We start from the raw sequence: 19,192 nt of genomic DNA, 5'->3' as shown, positions 1-19,192 counted from the left end.
ATCACAAACACAGGGCGCATGGGAGAGATGGCAGGATGCCGTCGAGCAGCGTGCACGGCCCCTCCGGGCGGATGGAAAAACAACCAGAGAGCACTTCATGCGCACCCGTGCGGACAGCGCCTCAATGCAGACGCTTGCGACACATCAGCTGGGCGATTTTCGCCGCATCCGGCCGCTCGACAATGCCTTTTTCAGTGACGATGACATCGATCAGGTCGGCCGGCGTGACATCGACCACCGGGTTGTACGCCTCCACATCCGCCGTCACCTGGATACCGGCCACCTCCAGCAGTTCCTCGACGCCACGCACCTCCAGCGGAATATCGTCGCCAGTGGCCAGGTTCAGGTCGATGCTGGTGCTCGGTGCCACCACCATGAAGCGCAGGCCATGATGCATGGCCGCCACTGCGGTCTGGTAGGTACCGATCTTCGCCGCCACGTCACCATTGGCCGCGATGCAGTCGGCGCCGACCACCACCCAGGTGATGCCCTTGGTCCGCATCAGGTGCCCCGCCGCCGCATCGGCGACCACGGTCACTGGCACGCCATCGGCCGCCAACTCCCAGGCAGTCAGGCGCGAGCCCTGCAACCAGGGTCGCGACTCGCAGGCATAGACCTGCTCGACCATACCTTCCAGGGCAGCGCCACGAATCACCCCCAGGGCGGTCCCGAAGCCACCGGTAGCCAGCGCCCCGGCATTGCCGAGGGTCAGCAGCGCCTGCTCGCTGCCCAGGTGCTTGCGGATCTGCTCGACACCGTACTGGGCCATGGTCAGGTTGGCCTCGCGATCACTCTCGTGAATGGCGATGGCCTCGGCCTCCATGATCGCCAGCACATCCTCGCCCGGACGCAGGCGCTGCAACCGCTCACGCATGCGGTTGAGCGCCCAGAACAGGTTGGCCGGCGTTGGCCGAGCCTCGCCCAGCAGCAGGAAATCCTCTTCCAGCGCCTCTTCCCAGCCCTCGCCCTCAGCCAGACGCTGACGCAGCGCCAGGACCAGTCCATAGGCCGCGCAGATACCAATGGCCGGCGCGCCGCGCACGACCATGTCGCCGATCGCCTCGGCCACCTCGGCGACATCGGTGCAGGTCAACCAGAGCTGCTCGAGCGGCAGCAGGCGCTGGTCGAGCAGGTGCAATGCGCCGTCGCGCCACTCGATACCCACCACCGTTTCCGCCGCCATCAGTTGCTCGCGCATCGCCGCTCCCCGTCACCCAGGCTTCAAAAGCCGGCGATTATAGCGACCCTCAGCCCCGGACGCTCGGGTATACTGCGCGTTTCGCCGAACCGATCCAGGTATATGCCGCGCATGCCCACCACCACCCCGCCCCTCGACCTGCTGCTCGCCCCGCACTGGCTGGTGCCCGTGGAGCCGGCCGGCGTGGTGCTGGAAGGCCATGCCCTGGGCATCCGCGAGGGGCGTATCGCCTGGCTCGGCCCACGCGAGCGCGCGCCCCGGGCCAATGAAGTACGCGAACTGCCCGACTGCCTGCTCACGCCCGGCCTGATCAATGCCCACGGTCACGCCGCCATGACCTTGTTCCGTGGCCTGGCCGACGACCTGCCGCTGATGACCTGGCTCAAGGAGCACATCTGGCCGGCCGAGGGCCGCTGGGTCGACGAGGGCTTCGTGCGCGACGGCACCGACCTGGCCATCGCTGAACAGCTCAAGGGCGGCATCACCTGCTTCGCCGACATGTACTTCTTCCCCCGCGAAGCCTGCGACCGCGTGCACCGTAGCGGCATCCGCGCCCAGGTCGCCGTGCCGTTGCTGGACTTCCCCATCCCGGGCGCGCGCACCCCGGAAGAAGGCCTGCATCTGGCCATCGAACTGTTCGGCGACCTGCGCTACCACCCACGCATCACCATCGCCCTCGGCCCGCACGCGCCCTACACGGTCTGCGACGCCAGCCTGGAAAAGATCCGGATCATCGCCGACCAGCTCGACGCGCCACTGCACATGCATATCCACGAGACCGCCAGTGAAGTCGAGCAGGCCCTCAAGGACAGCGGCGAGCGCCCCCTGGCGCGGCTCGCCCGCCTTGGCCTGCTGGGGCCGAACCTGCAGGCGGTGCACATGACCCAGATCAGCGACGAGGATCTGGCGCTGCTGGTAGAAAGCAATACCAGCGTGATCCACTGCCCCGAGTCCAACCTCAAACTGGCCAGCGGCTTCTGCCCGGTGGAGCGCCTATGGCAGGCCGGAGTCAACGTGGCGGTCGGCACCGATGGCGCGGCCAGCAACAACGACCTCGACCTGCTCGGCGAGACCCGCACCGCGGCATTGCTGGCCAAGGCCATCGCCGGCAGCGCCACCGCCCTTGACGCCCACCGCGCGCTGCGCATGGCCACGCTCAACGGCGCCCGGGCACTGGGGCTGGAGGCCGTCACCGGTTCGCTCGAGACAGGCAAGGCCGCCGACCTGGTCGCGTTCGACCTCTCCGGCCTGCAGCAACAGCCGGTGCACGACCCCGTCTCGCAACTGATCTATGCCACTGGCCGCGACTGCGTGAAGGATGTCTGGGTCGCTGGCCGCGCACTGGTACAGGACCGCCGCCTGACCCAGATGGACGAACAGGCGCTGGCCGCCACCGCGCGCCAATGGGGCGCACGCATCAACGGACACAACGAATAACCGGTCGGCAGCCACGACTGCCGCCCCGTGACACTTTCATCGAAGCTTCAGAGGACTGTTCAAATGAGCAACGTCGACCGCGCCGAAATCGCCAAGTTCGAGGCCCTGGCCCATCGCTGGTGGGACCGCGAGAGCGAGTTCAAGCCACTGCACGACATCAACCCGCTGCGGGTCAACTGGATCGACGAACGCGTAGGCCTGGCCGGCAAGAAAGTGCTGGACGTAGGCTGCGGCGGCGGCATCCTCAGCGAGTCGATGGCCCAGCGCGGCGCCACCGTGACCGGCATCGACATGGGCGAGGCGCCGCTGGCGGTGGCCCAGTTGCACCAGCTGGAGTCCGGTGTCGACGTCACCTACCGGCAGATCACCGCCGAGGCCCTGGCCGAGGAGATGCCCGGGCAGTTCGACGTGGTCACCTGCCTGGAGATGCTCGAGCACGTGCCGGATCCATCGTCGGTGATCCGCGCCTGCTACCGCATGGTCAAGCCGGGCGGCCAGGTATTCTTCTCGACCATCAACCGCAACCCCAAGGCTTACCTGTTCGCCATCATCGGCGCCGAGTACATCATGAAGCTGCTGCCCCGCGGCACCCATGACTTCAAGAAGTTCATCCGCCCGTCCGAGCTGGGTGCCTGGAGCCGTGCCGCCGGCCTGGAGGTCAAGGATATCGTCGGCCTGACCTACAACCCGTTGACCAAGCACTACAAGCTGAACAACGACGTCGACGTCAACTACATGATCCAGACCCTGCGCGAGGAATGAGCATGCGCCTGCGAGCAGTACTCTTCGACATGGACGGCACCCTGCTGGACACGGCGCCGGACTTCATCGCCATCTGCCAGGCGATGCTCGCCGATCGCGGCCTGCCGGCCGTCGACGACGCACGCATCCGCGACGTGATCTCCGGCGGCGCCCGCGCCATGGTCGCCACGACCTTCGACCTCGCCCCCGAGGCCGAAGGCTTCGAGGCGTTGCGCCTGGAGTTCCTCGAGCGCTACCAGCGCGACTGCGCAGTGCACAGCAAGCTGTTCGACGGCATGCCGGAACTGCTCGCCGACATCGAGAAAGGTAACCTGCTCTGGGGCGTGGTGACCAACAAGCCTGTACGGTTCGCCGAGCCGATCATGCAGCAGCTCGGCCTGGCCGAGCGTTCGGCCCTGCTGATCTGCCCGGACCACGTGAAGAACAGCAAGCCGGATCCCGAACCGCTGATCCTGGCCTGCAAGACCCTCGACCTCGATCCGGCCAGCGTATTGTTCGTCGGCGACGACCTGCGCGACATCGAGTCGGGCCGTGACGCTGGCACCCGTACCGCGGCCGTGCGCTATGGCTACATCCACCCGCAGGACAACCCCAACAACTGGGGCGCCGACGTGGTGGTGGACCACCCGCTGGAACTGCGCAAGGTGATCGACGGCGCGCTGTGCGGCTGCTGATGGCTCAACAGTAACGGGTACCGTGGAAGCGGGCCTGGCCCGCTCCCACGCGCAAATCGCCCTCAACTACAGGGAACTGGAAATGTTCGACTACACCGCTCGCCCCGACCTGCTCAAGGACCGGATCATCCTGGTCACCGGCGCCGGTCGCGGCATCGGCGCCGCCGCCGCCAAAGCCTACGCCGCCCTCGGCGCCACCGTGCTGCTGCTGGGCAAGACCGAAGCGAACCTGAACGAGGTCTACGACCAGATCGAGGCCGCCGGCCACCCGCAGCCAGTGGTCATTCCGTTCAACCTGGAAACCGCCCTGCCTCACCAGTACGACGAGCTGGCGGTGATGATCGAGGAGCAGTTCGGCCGCCTCGACGGCCTGCTCAACAATGCCTCGATCATCGGCCCACGCACGCCGCTGGAGCAGTTGTCGGGTGACAACTTCATGCGCGTGATGCACATCAACGTCGACGCCACCTTCATGCTCACCAGCACCCTGCTGCCGCTGCTCAAGCTCTCCGAGGACGCCTCGGTGGTGTTCACCTCCAGCAGCGTCGGACGCAAGGGCCGGGCCTACTGGGGTGCCTATGGCGTGTCGAAATTCGCCACCGAGGGCCTGATGCAGACCCTGGCCGACGAGCTCGAAGGCGTGGCGCCGGTGCGCTCCAACAGCATCAACCCGGGCGCCACGCGCACGGCGATGCGGGCCCAGGCCTACCCAAGCGAGAATCCACAGAACAATCCGCTGCCCGAGGAGATCATGCCGGTCTACCTGTATCTCATGGGTCCGGACAGCAAGGCCGTGAACGGCCAGGCGCTGAACGCGCAGTAAGCGCTCGCGACAAGCCCGCCCCTACGCCGGCCTGCATGACCGGCGTAGGGGCGGGCTTACCCCGCGATGATTTCAGCCTGCCGCCAGGGTCGGGCGCAGCCGCCCCTGCTGACGCCCCTCCAGCTGCATGCAGCGCTCCAGGAACAGGAACATGCAGTCGTAGCTCTTGCAGATCGCCCGGCGCAGTTCGGTGCGCAGCCCCAGCGTGGGGTTCTCGCCGGCCAGCGTGCAGATGATCTCCAGCGCCTCCCATGGATGCGAGTCATCGTACTGGGCATGCATCTTCAGCCACTTCATCGCCCGCTTGCGAGTGTCCTCGGGAAAACCCTGGGCGTAGGTGTCGTCCGAACAGACCACCGCCGACCATTCCCCCGTCGCCCCTTCGATGGCGTAGTTGGTAGCCGCCATGGCGATGGCCAGCGACTCGGTGGCGCATACCCGCCAGCACCAGTCATTCAGCCCATTCAGCTCCGGCGGCACTTCCTGGCTCTGCAGCTCGTGCAGGTGAATGCCATGGGCCTGGCACCACTGCACCCAGTAGTCGGCGTGGTTGAGCTCGACGCGGATATTGCGCATCAGCCAGCGCCGCGCCATGTCCTCGCCGGGGTGGCGCGCATAACGGGTCTTGGTGAGGTTGTGGGCCATGTACAGCGAAAACTGCTCGACCACTGGCCAGCCACCGATCAGGTACTGGCGAATGGTCGCCGGACGTAGCTGACCATCGCGCAGACGCTGGTAGAACTCATGCTCGACCACCCTGCGCTTGCGCTCACGGCAGTCTTCGATCAGTTGCTGGGCCCAATCAGGATAACTGGCCGGATCCATCAAGGGTCCGATCCTTACGAACGCGTCAATCACTGTCAGCTCCTTGATTCCCTGTGATCACCGGGCGAGGGTCAGCGAAAGGTCCCCGGTGCCCGGTGCAACAGGGGCCTGGCAGCAATCCGTTGGCGCTGCAGGCTGTCACAGGTGAAGACTTGCGGACGTTCGATTAGGTATCCCTGGGCGTAGTCCACGCCGATCTCCTGCAGAGCCTGCTCGATCAGCGGAGTCTCGACGAACTCGGCGATGGTCCGCTTACCCATGACGTGGCCGATGTGGTTGATCACCTCGACCATCGCCCGGTTGATTGGATCATCGAGCATGTCCTTGACGAAACTTCCGTCGATCTTCAGGAAGTCTACAGGCAAATGCTTCAAATAGGCGAATGACGACATCCCGGCGCAGAAGTCATCCAGAGAGAATTTGCAGCCCAATCCTTTCAATTCATTGATGAATCGAATGGCACTGCCGAGATTGGCGATCGCACTGGTTTCAGTAATTTCAAAACAAATCAGCCGGGGCGGGATATCGAACTCGCCAAACAGCCGCTGCAGGTACTCGAGAAAATTGTCATCGCCGATGCTCGAGCCCGACAAATTGATCGCACACATCGCCAGAGGCCCCTCCCGCCCCTCGTCCAGGGACTGGCGAATCACCTGGAAAACACTGCGCACCACCCAGCGATCGAGGGCCGTCATCAGGCCATAGCGCTCCGCCGCCGGAATGAAGCTGTCGGGCAGGATGGTGCGGCCACCTTCGTCGTGCAGACGCAACAGGATCTCGAGGTGCCCCGCGCCCTCGTTGGGCCGCAACGGGGCGATCTCCTGGGCATAGAGGCAAAACCGGTTTTCCTCCAGGGCGACATGCAGGCGCTGAATCCAGGCCATTTCGCCAAATCGCATGGACAGCTCGCTGTCGTCGGCGTGATACACCTGGACCCGGTTGCGCCCCTTCTCCTTGGCCATGTAGCAAGCCATGTCCGCCGCCCGCAACGACGCTTCCAGCGTGCCGGGCGTCTGGGCGATATGCACCAGGCCGATGCTGACGGTGGTCACGAAAGGCCGCCCCTTCCACACGAAATGCAGGCTCTGGACAGCCTGGCGCAACTGCTCGCCAATGCGCTCGGCCTGATCTGGCGGGCAGTTCTCCAACAACACACCAAACTCGTCGCCCCCCAGCCGTGCCAGCGTGTCCCCCTCGCGCAACCCCGATTGCAACACGGCGCAGATGTGCCGTAGCAGTTCATCGCCCGCCGCATGGCCACAGGTGTCGTTGACCAGCTTGAACTGATCAAGGTCGAGAAACATCAGCGAATGGCGGCCTGGCTGGCGCGCCAGGGCATTGAGCGCCTGCTCCAGGCGGTATTCGAACTCACGGCGATTGGCCAGCCCGGTCAAGGCGTCATGGGTCGCCTGCCAGGACAGGTTGGCGATGTACTGGCGCTCCTGGGTCATGTCGTGCAGCACCACGACAGTGCCACTGACCTGGCCTTCGGTAAGGATCGGCGAACCGACCAGGTTGACCGACACCGTGCTGCCATCCAGGCGCTGGATCAACCGGGCATGCTCGACGCCTCCGGTGAGGCTGCCACTGAGCACTTGCTCCACCAGGGTGCGGCTGTCTTTCTCGGCGTTCTCGTCGAGCAGGCTGAACAACGCCGCCAGCGGCAACCCCTGGGCCTGGACGGCCTGCCAGTGGGTCAACTGCTCGGCGGCAGGATTCATGTAAGCGATGCAGCCATCGACATCGGTGGTGATCACCGCATCGCCGATCGACGCCAGGGTGACCTGCGCCCGCTCCTTTTCTTCCTGCAAGGCAAAGGCGAAAGCCTGACGCTGGGCCAGCAGCTTGCTCGAGCGGCGCCAGGCCACGGCGATGAGAAACAGCGCAGTGGCCAGGTTGGTGAGCATCAGTACCTTGAGCAGTACCCGCGAGCCTTCCCCCAGCGCATCGCTGAAAGCCTTCGCCGCAGGCGTCACACCATCGTTGATGGCAACGATACGGGCCCGCCATGCCTCGACCTGGCGGGCGTCGCCAGCCCCAGTGGCGAAACCTTCACGCATCTCACCGGCGAGCACATCGAGCTGGCGCAGGTACTCATCACCGATGTCCCAATAGTCTATGGCGGTTTCCATATAGCTGATGTGGCGAAAGTTGCGGTAGAACCAGATGATCCTGGCGACATCGTCAGGATGGTTGCCACCCTGCAGGATGCCTCGGCGTGCCGCCTCCAGGTCGGGTTCCGGACGATCGAGAGCCAGGCGCAGGTCGTGATCGCCCTTGGGCACGAGAATGGCCCGCTGGTAGCGCTGGTAAGTACGCGGGTCCCGGTCGTCGGCGTACAGGCTCAGGTAATAGATGGCATCCTTCTGCGCCTTGGACCACAGGCTCTCGCCCGCCACATAGGCGCGCACGGCAGACAGGGCGTACAAGCTGAGGCTACCCAGCAGCACCTGGAAGACCACAACAGCGACGAAGGGCCAGATGATACCCGGCAGCCTTGGCGCTTCGAGAGTCCGATTTCCCTTCATGTAGTCCCTGTCATGGCGGCAGATAAGGCACGAATCGACCTAGACAAGCACAGCGTAGGCCATTTGCCATTGCCGCGATGCGCTTTTTGATGACGGCGAACGCGCGCACCGGCCGCAGCGAACCGACAGGCCAGCCCCTGCAGGCCGGGTTCAACTCTGCTGCAGGTGGCCGTAAAGCTTCGCGTACAGCCCGCCCTCGGCGATCAGTTGCTGGTGCCCACCCTCTTCGGCGACATGCCCGCCGTCGAACACCAGTACCCGATCGGCCTGCTTCACCGCCGACAACCGGTGGGCGATGATCAGGGTGGTGCGTCCACTGAGAAAACGCGCCAAGGCCAGGTGCAGGTTGTATTCGGTAGCGGCGTCCAACGCCGAGGTCGCCTCGTCGAGGATCACCACCTTGGGCTCGGCCAGCACCATGCGGGCGATCGCCAGGCGCTGGCGCTGGCCACCGGACAGGCGTACGCCGGAGCGGCCGACCACGCTGTCCAGGCCCCGGGGCAACGCGGCGATGGTCGTGTCCAGCTGGGCGATGCGCAACGCCTGCCAGCAGGCCTCGTCAGTGCTTTCGCGTCCCATGGTCAGGTTGGCGCGCACACTGTCGTTGAACAGCGACGGGTGCTGCAGCACCACCGCGACGTTTTCGCGCAAGGTCTCCAGGCCAATCTCCTGCAGGCTTGCGCCACCAAAGCGGATAGTCCCGGCCTGGGCGCCATACAACCCGAGCAGCAGTTGCACCAGGGTACTTTTGCCGCCCCCGCTGGCACCGACGATCGCGACCTTCTCGCCCGGGGCGATGGTCAGGTTCAGCTGGTCGAGCACAGGCTCGTCGGCATAGGCGAAACACAGGTCACGCACTTCGATGCCCACCGTCTCTCGTCCGCCGAACGGGTCGCTGGCCGCCGGGTAGTGCGGCTCGTCAGCCCGCGCCAGCAACTCGTTGAGCCGGTTCAGGGCGCCACCGGCGGCGTAGTAGGCATATTGCAGGTTCAGCAATTGCTCCACCGGACCGATCATGAACCACAGGTAGCTGAACACCGCCAGCATCTGGCCGATCGACAGGTCGGAGAACAGCACGGTGAGCATCGCCGCGGCACGGAAGATATCGATGCCGAACTGGAACAGCAGCCCGCTGGCACGGCCACTGGCGTCACTCTTCCATTGCGAGGCCACGGCGTAGTCGCGCACCTCCTGGGCACGCAGGCCAAGGCGACCCAGGAAGTACCCCTGGCGATTGCTGGCGCGGATCTCCTGGATGGCATCGAGGGTTTCGCTCAGCGCCTGGGTGAACCGCGCGGTGCTGTCGTTCTCCAGCTTCTTCAGGTGCTTGACGCGCTTGCCCAACTGCACGGTGAAGTAGATCACCAAAGGATTGAACAACAGGATCAACAGCGCCAGCTGCCAGTGCATCCAGATCAGGATCGCCGCAGTACCGGTCAGGGTCAGCACGGCAACCAGGAAACGGCTGAGGGTCTCGCCGACGAACTTGTCGAGGGTATCCAGGTCGGTGACCAGGTGCGTGGTCACCGTGCCGCTGCCGAGACTTTCGTATTCCTTCAGCGAGATCCGCTTGAGCCGCTCGATCAGGCGGATGCGCAGGCGATAGACGATGTCCTTGGCCAGACCGGCGAACAGCCTGGCCTGGACCACATTGAACGCCAACGCGGCCAGGCGCAGGCAGAGGGTGGCGCACAGCATCAGGCCGATATAGCCAGCGGCCACCTGCCAGCCGGCCGGCAGGAAGTGGTTCATCCACTTCAGCGCGGCATCGCCATGCCCCAGCAGCACCTCATCCACCAGCAACGGCAACAGCAAGGGGATCGGCACGCTGCACAGGGCAGCGAGCACCGCCACCAGATTGGCGCTCCACAGGGCCTTGCGATGGTGCAGGGCCAGGCGGCGAATCTCTGCCCAGCTCAAGCGATCGGGCACAGCGGGGGATTTCCCTGGCACAGGGTCTGCCGACCCAGGCAGATCAAGCACAGGCGGCCTGCTGCAACCAGCGTGCAAGCAACGGCTGCAGGCTTTCCAGCGGCTGGTAACCGTTGGTCAGCAACGCTAGCTGGCCATTGCGCTCGGCCAGCAGGGTCGGGAACCCGGCGATGCCCAGGTCCTGTACCCAGGCGAAGTCGGCGGTCGTGGCGGCGCGGGTATCGTGACAGGCAAAACGCTGGGCGAATGCCTCGCGCTCATAGCCGGCCTGAACGGCCAGTTCGACCAACTGCGGAGCGCGAGTGACATCCACGCCCTGCTCGTAGAAGGCCGACTGGATCAGCTTGAGCAAGCCCCAGACCCGCGACTCGTCCAGCTCGCGTGCCGCGACCAGGGCGCGGCATGCCGGCTCGGTGTCGTAGACGAAGCCGTCGGGCATCGCGCCCTCGAAACGAAACGCCTGCCCGGTGGCATCATGCACCGCCTGCCAGTGCTCGAGGATGTACTTGCGGGTCGAGGCGTCCAGCTCGCTGCCACCACTGCGCAAGCCACCCGGTACCAGGCGGGTGGCGACGCCGGCCGCCTGGGCCTGGGCGATCAGCGCTTCGGCGACCGGGGCAAAGCCCCAGCACCAGGAGCACATCGGGTCCATCACATAGAGCAGGCGTGCGGACATGGATCAGGCCTCGGCTTTGTAGTTGTAACCGATCGGGTGTGGCTGGTTGCGCGCCTTGGCCAGCTCGATCTGCTTCTGCCGGTCCATGGCGCTGCGGCGAGTCTTCTCGCTCAGGGTGTCCCAGCAGTGCGGGCAGCTGACACCTGGCGAATAGTGCTCGGACTCACGGTCCTTGGCATCGATCGGGTGACGGCAGGCATGGCACTGGTCGTACTCGCCCTCGCTCAGGTCGTGACGCACGGTGACGCGGTTGTCGAAGACGAAGCAATCGCCATCCCAGAGGCTCTCTTCCTGTGGTACTTCCTCGAAGTATTTCAGGATGCCGCCCTTGAGATGATAGACCGCTTCGTAACCCTCACCGAGCATGTAGCTGGAAGCCTTCTCGCAACGAATGCCGCCAGTGCAGAACATGGCGACCTTCTTGTGCTTGCTCGGATCGAAGTTGGCCTTGATGTAGTCGGGAAACTCGCGGAAGGTCTCGGTCTTCGGATCGATGGCCCCCTTGAAGGTGCCAATGGCCACTTCGTAGTCGTTGCGGGTGTCGATCAGCAGTACTTCCGGATCACTGATCAAGGCATTCCAGTCCTTGGGCTCGACATAGGTGCCGACGGCCTGGTTCGGGTCCACGCCTGGCACGCCGAGGGTGACGATCTCTTTCTTGAGCTTGACCTTGGTGCGGTAGAACGGCTGCTCGTCGCAGTACGACTCTTTATGATCGACGTCCACCAGGCGCGGGTCGTTGCGCAACCAGGCCAGCAGCGCATCGATGCCTTCGCGGGTGGCCGACACGGTGCCGTTGATGCCTTCGTTGGCCAGCAGCAGGGTGCCTTTGACGCCGTTGTCGAGCATGGTCTGGAGCAACGGCTCGCGCAGTTCGACGTAGTCTTCGAGGGTGACGAACTTGTACAGCGCCGCCACGACGATCGGTTGGGTCATGAAATCGGATCTCCAGGTGGTCGCCCTCGTAAGGGGCGGACCGGAATGACAAAAGCAATCGTGTCGACGCCATCGCGGGGCAAGCCCGCTCCCACGCAGCGTTGCATGGCTGGCGTGGGAGCGGGCTTGCCCCGCGATGGCGTCGACACGTTTTTGAGTGGCGTGCAGTCTACCAGAATCCCGGAAAGGATTCAGTGCCCGCCGCCGGCGCACACCGGCGAGGCCGGCGCGGCCCCGACTGCGGCCCATTCGGCCGGGGTGTAGGTGTGAATGGCCAGGGCATGGATCTCGCCCATCAGCTCACCCATGGTCGCGTAGACCTTCTGGTGGCGCTTGACACTGTTCAGCCCGGCGAACTGCTCGCTGACCAGCACGGCCTTGTAGTGCGTTTCCTGGCCACGGCTGTGCATGTGGCTTTCGTTGCGCACTTCAAGGTGCTGGTCGCCCAGCGGCGCCAGCTGCTGCTCGATGCGTTGCTGCATGCTCATCGCGACCGGCTCACTTCTTCGCCGGGGCGGCGGCCTTGCCGGCGCTCGGGTCGAGTTCCTTGGTCATGTCGTCGAGCAGCTTGTTGACCACCGGCACGGCAGGCTCGAGGCTCTGCTGGGTGAGCTGGGCCGACTGCTGGGTGACCTTGGGCATTTCGCGCAGGACCTTCTTGCCCAGCGGCGATTCGTAGAACTTGACCAGGTCGTTCAGCTCACCCTCGGTGAAGGTGGCGGTGTACAGGTTGACCATCTGTGGCTTGAGCTTCTTCCAGCCGATGGCGTTGTCCAGGGCGGCGTTGGCCTTGGCCTGGTAGCTGTCGAGGACGGCTTTCTTGGAGGCCGGCGCCTTGGTCTGCTCGAAGCGCTGGGCGAACATCTGCTGGACCTGCATGTACACCGGGGTGCCCAGCTTGTCGGCATTGGCCAGGGTCAGGAATTTCTCGGCAGCAGCGTTGTGGCTGGCAGTGGCAGCGAGTACCTGGCCGCTGGCACAGACCAGGGCGACGGCGGCACAGAGGACACGGAGACGGGTCATTGCAATTCCTTCAAGAAAGGGGGCGGAGACATCAGAGTAGAGCATTCTGCGCCGTGCTGGCGAAGTGCTCAAGTGGCACGACGAGCGACGGAACCGCTCTAGCGATTCAGGGCCTAAACTGCGGATTCGAACCACAAAGGAGTGAGCGCAGCATGAGCCGTATCGAGACAGACAGCCTGGGCCCGGTCGAAGTTCCGGAGGACGCCTACTGGGGCGCGCAGACCCAGCGCTCGCTGATCAACTTCGCCATTGGCAAGGAACGCATGCCGCTCGCGGTGCTGCACGCCCTGGCGCTGATCAAGAAAGCCGCGGCACGGGTCAATGACCGCAACGGCGACCTGCCCGCCGACATCGCCCGGCTGATCGAGCAAGCCGCCGACGAGGTGCTCGACGGCGAGCACGACGACCAGTTCCCGCTGGTGGTGTGGCAGACCGGCAGCGGCACCCAGAGCAACATGAACGTCAACGAAGTGATCGCCGGACGCGCCAACGAGCTGGCCGGCAAAGGCCGGGGCGGCAAGGCGCCGGTGCACCCCAACGACCACGTCAACCGCTCGCAGAGCTCCAACGACTGCTTCCCCACCGCCATGCACATCGCCGCCGCCCAGGCTGTGCACGACAAGCTGCTGCCGGCCATCGCCGAGCTGTCCGCAGGCCTGGCCGAGCTGTCGGCGCGCCACACCCACCTGGTCAAGACCGGCCGTACGCACATGATGGACGCCACGCCGATCACCTTCGGCCAGGAAGTGTCGGCCTTCGTCGCCCAGCTCGACTATGCCCAGCGGGCGATCCGCGCCACGCTGCCGGCGGTGTGCGAACTGGCCCAGGGCGGCACTGCCGTGGGCACCGGGCTGAACGCCCCGCACGGTTTCGCCGAAGCCGTCGCGGCAGAGCTGGCCGCCCTCTCCGGCCTGCCCTTCGTCACCGCGCCGAACAAGTTCGCCGCCCTCGCCGGCCATGAGCCGCTGACCAGCCTGGCCGGCGCACTGAAAACCCTCGCCGTGGCGCTGATGAAAATCGCCAACGACTTGCGCCTGCTCGGTTCCGGGCCTCGGGCAGGGCTGGCCGAGGTACGCCTGCCGGCCAACGAACCGGGTAGTTCGATCATGCCTGGCAAGGTCAACCCGACCCAGTGCGAGGCCTTGTCGATGCTGGCCTGCCAGGTACTCGGCAACGACGCGGCGATCGGCTTCGCCGCCAGTCAGGGGCACCTGCAATTGAATGTGTTCAAGCCAGTGATCATTCATAACCTGCTGCAGTCGGTGGAACTGCTGGCCGATGGCTGTCGCAACTTCCAGCTGCACTGCGTGGCCGGCATCGAGCCGGATGCCGGGCAGATGGCCGCGCACCTGGAGCGCGGGCTGATGCTGGTAACGGCGCTCAACCCGCATATCGGCTATGACAAGGCGGCGGAAATCGCCAAGAAGGCCTACGGCGAAGGCAAGACCCTGCGCGAAGCGGCGCTGGAGTTGAAGTACCTGAGCAACGAGCAGTTCGACCAGTGGGTACGCCCGGAGAACATGCTGGCGCCCGGCGGCAAGGGCTGACTAATGACCTGCAGGAGCGGCCCTTTCACGATACGAGGCCGCTCCTGCAGGTAACGCGTCGGATCATTGGGCCTGGAAACGCGCCCTCTTCGCTTTCCACCCGGCAATCAACGACGGCCCCAAGGCCACCAGCGCCGAGCCCAGCACCACCGTCACCGCGCCGACATAGCCCAGGGCGTTGATCTGTTCGGCATGCACATGGTCCGGCCACAGCCAGGCCGCGACGGCCACCGCGATGAACGTCACCAGCGGTGTCAGCGCCAGCGTGGCGCTCACCCGCGACGCCTCCCAATGTGCCAGGGCCTCGGCGAACGCGCCGTAGGCCACCAGGGTATTCAGGCAACAGGCCAGCAGCAGCCAGCCCTGCAACGGGCTCAGTTGCAGGGCTTCCAGCGGGTGCGCCCACGGTGTCAGCAGCAAGGCGCAGCACAGGTAGATCACCATCATCACCTGCTGCGAGTTCCACACCGTCAGCAACTGCTTCTGGCTCAACGCATAGAACACCCAGATGCTGGTGGCGAGGATGATGGTCAGTACCCCGGTGGTGTAGGTGCCCAGGGAGGTCAGCAGCTCTTCGAGGCGTTGGTTGAAGAACAACCCGAACCCCGCCAGCAGCACCAGCAGGCCCATGCCCTGCCCCAGGCTGAAGCGTTCCTTGAACACGAACACGCTGGCCACCAGCAACAAGACCGGCCCCAACTGCACCACCAGTTGCGCGGTGCCGGGGCTGAGCAGCCTGAGGCCGACCAGGTACAGCACATAGTTGCCGACCAGCCCCGCCACCGCGACGGCCACCAGGCCCTTGCCCTTGGTGCCGAGCCGGCTGAACGACGGCAAGCGTCGGTTGGCGGCCAGCCAGGCGAACAACAGGCCGCCGGAAACGGCCAGGCGGTACCAGGTCACGGTCACCGGGTCCATCACCTGCAGCACCTGCTTGAGCTTGATCGGCAGGATGCCCCAGAGCAACGCGGTCAACAGCGCCAGCAGCAGGCCATGGACCCAGCGTCCGGAAGAAATATGCATGGTGTCCTCGAATCCTGCCGGTGGGAAAGGATGCAGTCTACGGGGTCGAAGGGGGGCGTGTGACGGGAAAAGATTTCATCAGGTCATTCCCAGAGCGCATGGACACCGTTGCCTGGGAGCAGGCTTGCCCTCTCGCCGGGCAAACCCGCTCCCAGGCAGGATTCACCTATTTCTTGTGCCTGGCGAACGCCGCTTCCAGTGCCTGGTTGATCGTGCGCAGCACCTTGACCCGTGCCCAGCGCTTGTCGTTGGCTTCCACCAGCGTCCACGGCGCGATCTCGGTGCTGGTGCGATCGACCATGTCGCCCACCGCCTCGCTGTACACATCCCACTTTTCGCGGTTGCGCCAGTCCTCCTCGGTGATCTTGTAGCGCTTGAACGGTATCTGCTCGCGCTCCTCGAAACGCTCCAGCTGGGTCTGCTGGTCGATGGCCAGCCAGAACTTGACCACCACCACTCCGGCATTGCTCAACTGCTCTTCGAAATCGTTGATTTCGCCATAGGCGCGCATCCAGTCGGCAGGGCTGCAGAAGCCCTCGACCCGCTCCACCAGCACCCGGCCGTACCAGGAACGGTCGAAGATGGTGAACTTGCCACGCGCCGGAATATGCCGCCAGAACCGCCACAGGTAAGGCTGGGCGCGCTCCTCCTCGGTGGGCGCGGCGATCGGCACGATGCGGTACTGGCGCGGGTCCAGCGCAGCCGCCACACGGCGGATCGCCCCGCCCTTGCCTGCCGCATCGTTGCCCTCGAACACCGCGACCAGGGCATGGCGGCGCATGCGCTTGTCGCGCAGCAGGCCGGCCAGGCGTGCCTGCTCGGTGACCAGTTGCTCTTCATAGTCCCGTTTGTCCAGGCGCAGGGTCATGTCCAGTGCGCCGAGCAGGCTCTTCTGGTCGATGCTGTGCCCCAGCGGCGCGACATTGCCCTGGCGCTTGCGCGGCGAGTTGGCCAGCGCGGCCTGCAGGCTCTCGAGCAGGATGCGCCCGACCGCCAGGCTGCGGTAGTGCGGGTCGATGCCCTCGACCACATGCCACGGCGCATAGTCGCGGCTGGTGCGGCGCAGCACGCGCTCGCCAAAACGCACGAAGCGGTCGTAGGTCTGCGACTGCTGCCAATCCAGCGGGCTGATCCGCCAGCTGTGCAGCGGGTCTTCCTTGAGCGCCTTGAGCCGCGCCTTCATCTGTTTCTTGGACAGGTGGAACCAGAACTTGATGATCAGCGCGCCTTCGTCGCAGAGCATCTGCTCCAGGCGCTCGGCGCCGGCGATGGCCTGATCGAGCACCGCGTCCTTGAACTCACCGTGTACCCGGCCCTGGAGCATCTGGCTGTACCAGTTGCCGAAGAACACGCCCATCCGCCCCTTCGGCGGCAGCGCCCGCCAGTAGCGCCAGGCCGGCGGACGGGCCAGCTCCTCGTCGGTCTGCTGGTCGAAGGTGCGGACCTCGATCAGGCGCGGGTCCATCCACTCGCTGAGCAGCTTGACCGTCTCGCCCTTGCCGGCGCCTTCGATGCCGTTGATCAGCACGATCACCGGGAACCGCGCCTGCTGCTTGAGTTCGTACTGGGCCTCGAGCAGCGCCTCGCGCAGGGCGGGGACTTCGGCTTCGTAGGTGTCCTTGTCGATGCTGTGACCGATTTCGGCGGATTCGAACATGGAAGGCTCCTTCATTGGATCTGCTACAAGCTACAAGCTTCAAGCTGCAAGAAATAGCAGGTCGTGCCACTATTCGCTTTTTTCTTGCAGCTCAAAGCTTGCGACTTGCGGCTTGAACATGACCATGTCCGATACCCCCCTCCCGCTGCACGCCCAGATCGACTGGGACGACCAGGGCCGCCCTTATTCGCGGCAATACGACGATGTCTACTTCGCCAAGAACGAAGGCATCGACGAGACGCTGCATGTGTTCATCGAGCAGAACCAGCTGCGCCAGCGTTTCGCCGACCTGGCGCCGCACGCCTGTCTGGTGATCGGCGAAACCGGCTTCGGCACCGGCATGAACTTCTACTGCGCCTGGCGGCTGTTCGCCGAACTGGCCCCTGCCGAGGCACGCTTGCACTTCGTCAGTGTCGAGAAATACCCGCTGACCCGCGACGACCTTGCCCGTGCACTGCTGCTGTGGCCGGAGCTGGCGGCCTTCAGCCAACCGCTGCTCGAGCAGTATGTGGCGATCCATCCGGGTTTTCAGCAGTTCAGCTTCGCCGACGGCCGCGTCACCCTGACCCTGATGATCGGCGATGCGCTCGAGCAGTTGCCGCAGCTCGACGCCCCCATCGACGCCTGGTTCCTCGACGGCTTCGCCCCGGCGAAGAACCCCGACATGTGGACGCCCGAGCTGTTCACTCAGCTGGCGCGCCTGTCGCGCCCTGGCACCACGCTGGGCACCTTCACCACCACCGGCTGGGTGCGCCGCTCACTGGTCGACGCCGGTTTCACCATGAAGAAGGTGCCGGGCATCGGCAAGAAATGGGAAGTCATGCACGGGGTCTACAGTGCCCGGCCAAGCCCATCCGCCGCGCCCTGGTACGCCCGCCCGCCACAGTTGCCGGGGCCCCGCCAGGCGCTGGTGATCGGTGCCGGGCTGGCCGGCAGTGCCACGGCCCGCAGCCTGGCCGGGCGCGGCTGGCAGGTCAGCGTGCTGGAGCGCCACGCAGGTCCGGCACAAGAGGCCTCGGGCAATCCACAGGGGGTGCTGTACCTCAAGTTGTCCGCCCACGGCACCGCACTGTCGCAGATGGTCCTTGCCGGCTTCGGCTACACCCGCCGCTGGCTCGAACGCCTGCAGCGCGGTCAGGACTGGGACGACTGTGGCGTGCTGCAACTGGCCTTCGACGACAAGGAAGGCGAGCGCCAGGCGAAGTTGGCCGCCGCCTTCGATGACAGCCTGCTGCGCCAGCTCGACCGCGCCCAGGCCGAAGCCGTGGCCGGCGTGGCGTTGGCCAGTGGCGGCCTGTTCTACCCCGAGGGCGGCTGGGTGCATCCGCCCGCGCTGTGCCAAGCCCAGCTGGATCATCCGCATATCCGCCTGCTCGCCCATGCCAACGTCATCGAGCTGCGCAAGGCCGATGGCCTGTGGCAAGCCTGGGACGGCGAGCGCCTGCTGGCCAGCGCGCCGCTGGTGGTGCTGGCCGGGGCTGCCGACATCCGTCACTTCCCGGCCAGCAGCGACTTGCCGCTCAAGCGCATCCGCGGACAGATCACCCGCCTGCCGGTCACCCCGGCCAGCCGGGAACTGCGTACGGTGGTCTGCGCCGAGGGCTATGTGGCGCCCCCACGCGACGATGAACATACCCTGGGCGCCAGCTTCGACTTCCACAGCCAGGACACCACCCCCACCGCCGCCGAGCACCAGGGCAACCTGGCGCTGCTCGACGAGATCTCCACCGACCTGGCCGAGCGCCTGGGCGCCGCCGAACTGGACCCAGCGTGCCTCGAAGGCCGCGCGGCGTTTCGCTGCACCAGCCCGGACTACCTGCCCATCGTCGGGCCGCTGGCGGACACCGAGGCGTTCGCCGAACGCTATGCCGTACTGGGCAAGGACGCGCGGCAGGTGCCGGCAGTGCAATGCCCATGGCTGGCAGGCCTGTATGTGAACAGCGGGCATGGCTCACGCGGGCTGATCACCGCGCCGCTGTGCGGTGAGTTGATCGCGGCCTGGGCCTGTGGCGAGCCATTGCCGGTGCCCAGAGCCGTAGCCGAGGCATGCCACCCCAACCGGTTCGCGCTGCGCCGCCTGGTTCGCGGCAAGCCTTAGCTAGCCGTCCTGCTCCGTTGCGCAGGAGCCAGCCTTGCTGACGAACCAGGCGC

General features: G+C 65.5%; 16 protein-coding genes. 6 read left to right on the top strand and 10 right to left on the bottom strand.

All coding sequences use genetic code 11. The features are described 5' to 3' along the window. Nucleotides 1-121 precede the first annotated feature (121 nt). Nucleotides 122-1,198: an S-methyl-5-thioribose-1-phosphate isomerase gene (gene mtnA / locus F3J43_RS06790; protein WP_166884046.1), complete on the bottom strand. Its 1,077-nt coding sequence runs from the start codon at nucleotides 1,196-1,198 to the stop codon at nucleotides 122-124. 111 nt (nucleotides 1,199-1,309) lie between these two features. On the opposite strand from mtnA, the gene F3J43_RS06785 reads away from it, so the two are divergent. The 4 genes from F3J43_RS06785 to F3J43_RS06770 all read left to right on the top strand — a co-directional run bounded on the left by F3J43_RS06785 (nucleotide 1,310) and on the right by F3J43_RS06770 (nucleotide 4,894). After that, complete coding sequence (locus F3J43_RS06785) at nucleotides 1,310-2,635, top strand: TRZ/ATZ family hydrolase (RefSeq protein WP_166884045.1); 1,326 nt, start codon at nucleotides 1,310-1,312, stop codon at nucleotides 2,633-2,635. A 63-nt stretch (nucleotides 2,636-2,698) separates the two neighbouring features. Then, nucleotides 2,699-3,397, top strand: a complete 699-nt coding sequence (gene ubiG, locus F3J43_RS06780; protein ID WP_166884044.1) for a bifunctional 2-polyprenyl-6-hydroxyphenol methylase/3-demethylubiquinol 3-O-methyltransferase UbiG — start codon at nucleotides 2,699-2,701, stop codon at nucleotides 3,395-3,397. 2 nt (nucleotides 3,398-3,399) lie between these two features. Continuing rightward, a complete protein-coding gene (gene mupP, locus F3J43_RS06775; RefSeq protein ID WP_166884043.1) occupies nucleotides 3,400-4,071 on the top strand; it encodes an N-acetylmuramic acid 6-phosphate phosphatase MupP in 672 nt (223 codons plus the stop codon). 82 nt (nucleotides 4,072-4,153) lie between these two features. Then, entirely contained in the window at nucleotides 4,154-4,894 is a 741-nt protein-coding gene (locus tag F3J43_RS06770) for a YciK family oxidoreductase (protein WP_166884042.1), read from the top strand. A gap of 72 nt (nucleotides 4,895-4,966) precedes the next feature. Here the strand turns inward: F3J43_RS06770 and F3J43_RS06765 are convergent, their stop codons facing one another. The 7 genes from F3J43_RS06765 to F3J43_RS06735 all read right to left on the bottom strand — a co-directional run bounded on the left by F3J43_RS06765 (nucleotide 4,967) and on the right by F3J43_RS06735 (nucleotide 12,814). Further along, nucleotides 4,967-5,719, bottom strand: a complete 753-nt coding sequence (locus tag F3J43_RS06765) for an iron-containing redox enzyme family protein (protein ID WP_205297687.1) — start codon at nucleotides 5,717-5,719, stop codon at nucleotides 4,967-4,969. A 71-nt stretch (nucleotides 5,720-5,790) separates the two neighbouring features. Then, on the bottom strand, nucleotides 5,791-8,247 hold the full coding sequence (locus F3J43_RS06760) for an EAL domain-containing protein (RefSeq protein ID WP_166884040.1): 2,457 nt from the start codon (nucleotides 8,245-8,247) through the stop codon (nucleotides 5,791-5,793). Nucleotides 8,248-8,397: 150 nt separating this feature from the next. Then, on the bottom strand, nucleotides 8,398-10,179 hold the full coding sequence (locus F3J43_RS06755) for an ABC transporter ATP-binding protein (RefSeq protein WP_205297686.1): 1,782 nt from the start codon (nucleotides 10,177-10,179) through the stop codon (nucleotides 8,398-8,400). Between the two features lie 43 nt (nucleotides 10,180-10,222). Next, on the bottom strand, nucleotides 10,223-10,855 hold the full coding sequence (locus F3J43_RS06750; protein WP_166884038.1) for a DsbA family protein: 633 nt from the start codon (nucleotides 10,853-10,855) through the stop codon (nucleotides 10,223-10,225). Nucleotides 10,856-10,858: 3 nt separating this feature from the next. After that, nucleotides 10,859-11,791 carry an oxygen-dependent tRNA uridine(34) hydroxylase TrhO gene (trhO, locus tag F3J43_RS06745; RefSeq protein ID WP_166884037.1) on the bottom strand — a complete coding sequence of 311 codons (933 nt, stop codon included), beginning with the start codon at nucleotides 11,789-11,791 and terminating at the stop codon, nucleotides 10,859-10,861. Nucleotides 11,792-11,982: 191 nt separating this feature from the next. After that, a complete protein-coding gene (locus F3J43_RS06740; protein ID WP_166884036.1) occupies nucleotides 11,983-12,279 on the bottom strand; it encodes a BolA family protein in 297 nt (98 codons plus the stop codon). Between the two features lie 10 nt (nucleotides 12,280-12,289). Then, nucleotides 12,290-12,814 carry a DUF2059 domain-containing protein gene (locus F3J43_RS06735; RefSeq protein WP_166884035.1) on the bottom strand — a complete coding sequence of 175 codons (525 nt, stop codon included), beginning with the start codon at nucleotides 12,812-12,814 and terminating at the stop codon, nucleotides 12,290-12,292. A gap of 152 nt (nucleotides 12,815-12,966) precedes the next feature. Between F3J43_RS06735 and F3J43_RS06730 the strand changes: the two genes are divergently transcribed. Further along, nucleotides 12,967-14,361 (top strand): class II fumarate hydratase, encoded by a 1,395-nt coding sequence (locus F3J43_RS06730; RefSeq protein ID WP_166884034.1) that lies wholly within the window; start codon nucleotides 12,967-12,969, stop codon nucleotides 14,359-14,361. A 63-nt stretch (nucleotides 14,362-14,424) separates the two neighbouring features. Here the strand turns inward: F3J43_RS06730 and F3J43_RS06725 are convergent, their stop codons facing one another. Both F3J43_RS06725 and pap read right to left on the bottom strand, forming a co-directional pair. Further along, a complete protein-coding gene (locus F3J43_RS06725) occupies nucleotides 14,425-15,384 on the bottom strand; it encodes a DMT family transporter (RefSeq protein WP_166884033.1) in 960 nt (319 codons plus the stop codon). Nucleotides 15,385-15,550: 166 nt separating this feature from the next. Beyond that, nucleotides 15,551-17,041 carry a polyphosphate:AMP phosphotransferase gene (gene pap / locus F3J43_RS06720; RefSeq protein WP_166884032.1) on the bottom strand — a complete coding sequence of 497 codons (1,491 nt, stop codon included), beginning with the start codon at nucleotides 17,039-17,041 and terminating at the stop codon, nucleotides 15,551-15,553. 124 nt (nucleotides 17,042-17,165) lie between these two features. On the opposite strand from pap, the gene mnmC reads away from it, so the two are divergent. Continuing rightward, on the top strand, nucleotides 17,166-19,139 hold the full coding sequence (mnmC, locus tag F3J43_RS06715) for a bifunctional tRNA (5-methylaminomethyl-2-thiouridine)(34)-methyltransferase MnmC2/FAD-dependent 5-carboxymethylaminomethyl-2-thiouridine(34) oxidoreductase MnmC1 (RefSeq protein WP_166884031.1): 1,974 nt from the start codon (nucleotides 17,166-17,168) through the stop codon (nucleotides 19,137-19,139). The last annotated feature ends 53 nt before the right edge of the window (nucleotides 19,140-19,192 follow it).

Origin of the sequence: Pantoea sp. Cy-639 (assembly GCF_011752525.1) — a bacterium.
GTDB lineage: Bacteria > Pseudomonadota > Gammaproteobacteria > Pseudomonadales > Pseudomonadaceae > Aquipseudomonas.
Note: the sequence above shows the minus strand (reverse complement) of the source record. Positions and strands in the feature narration are given on the sequence as shown.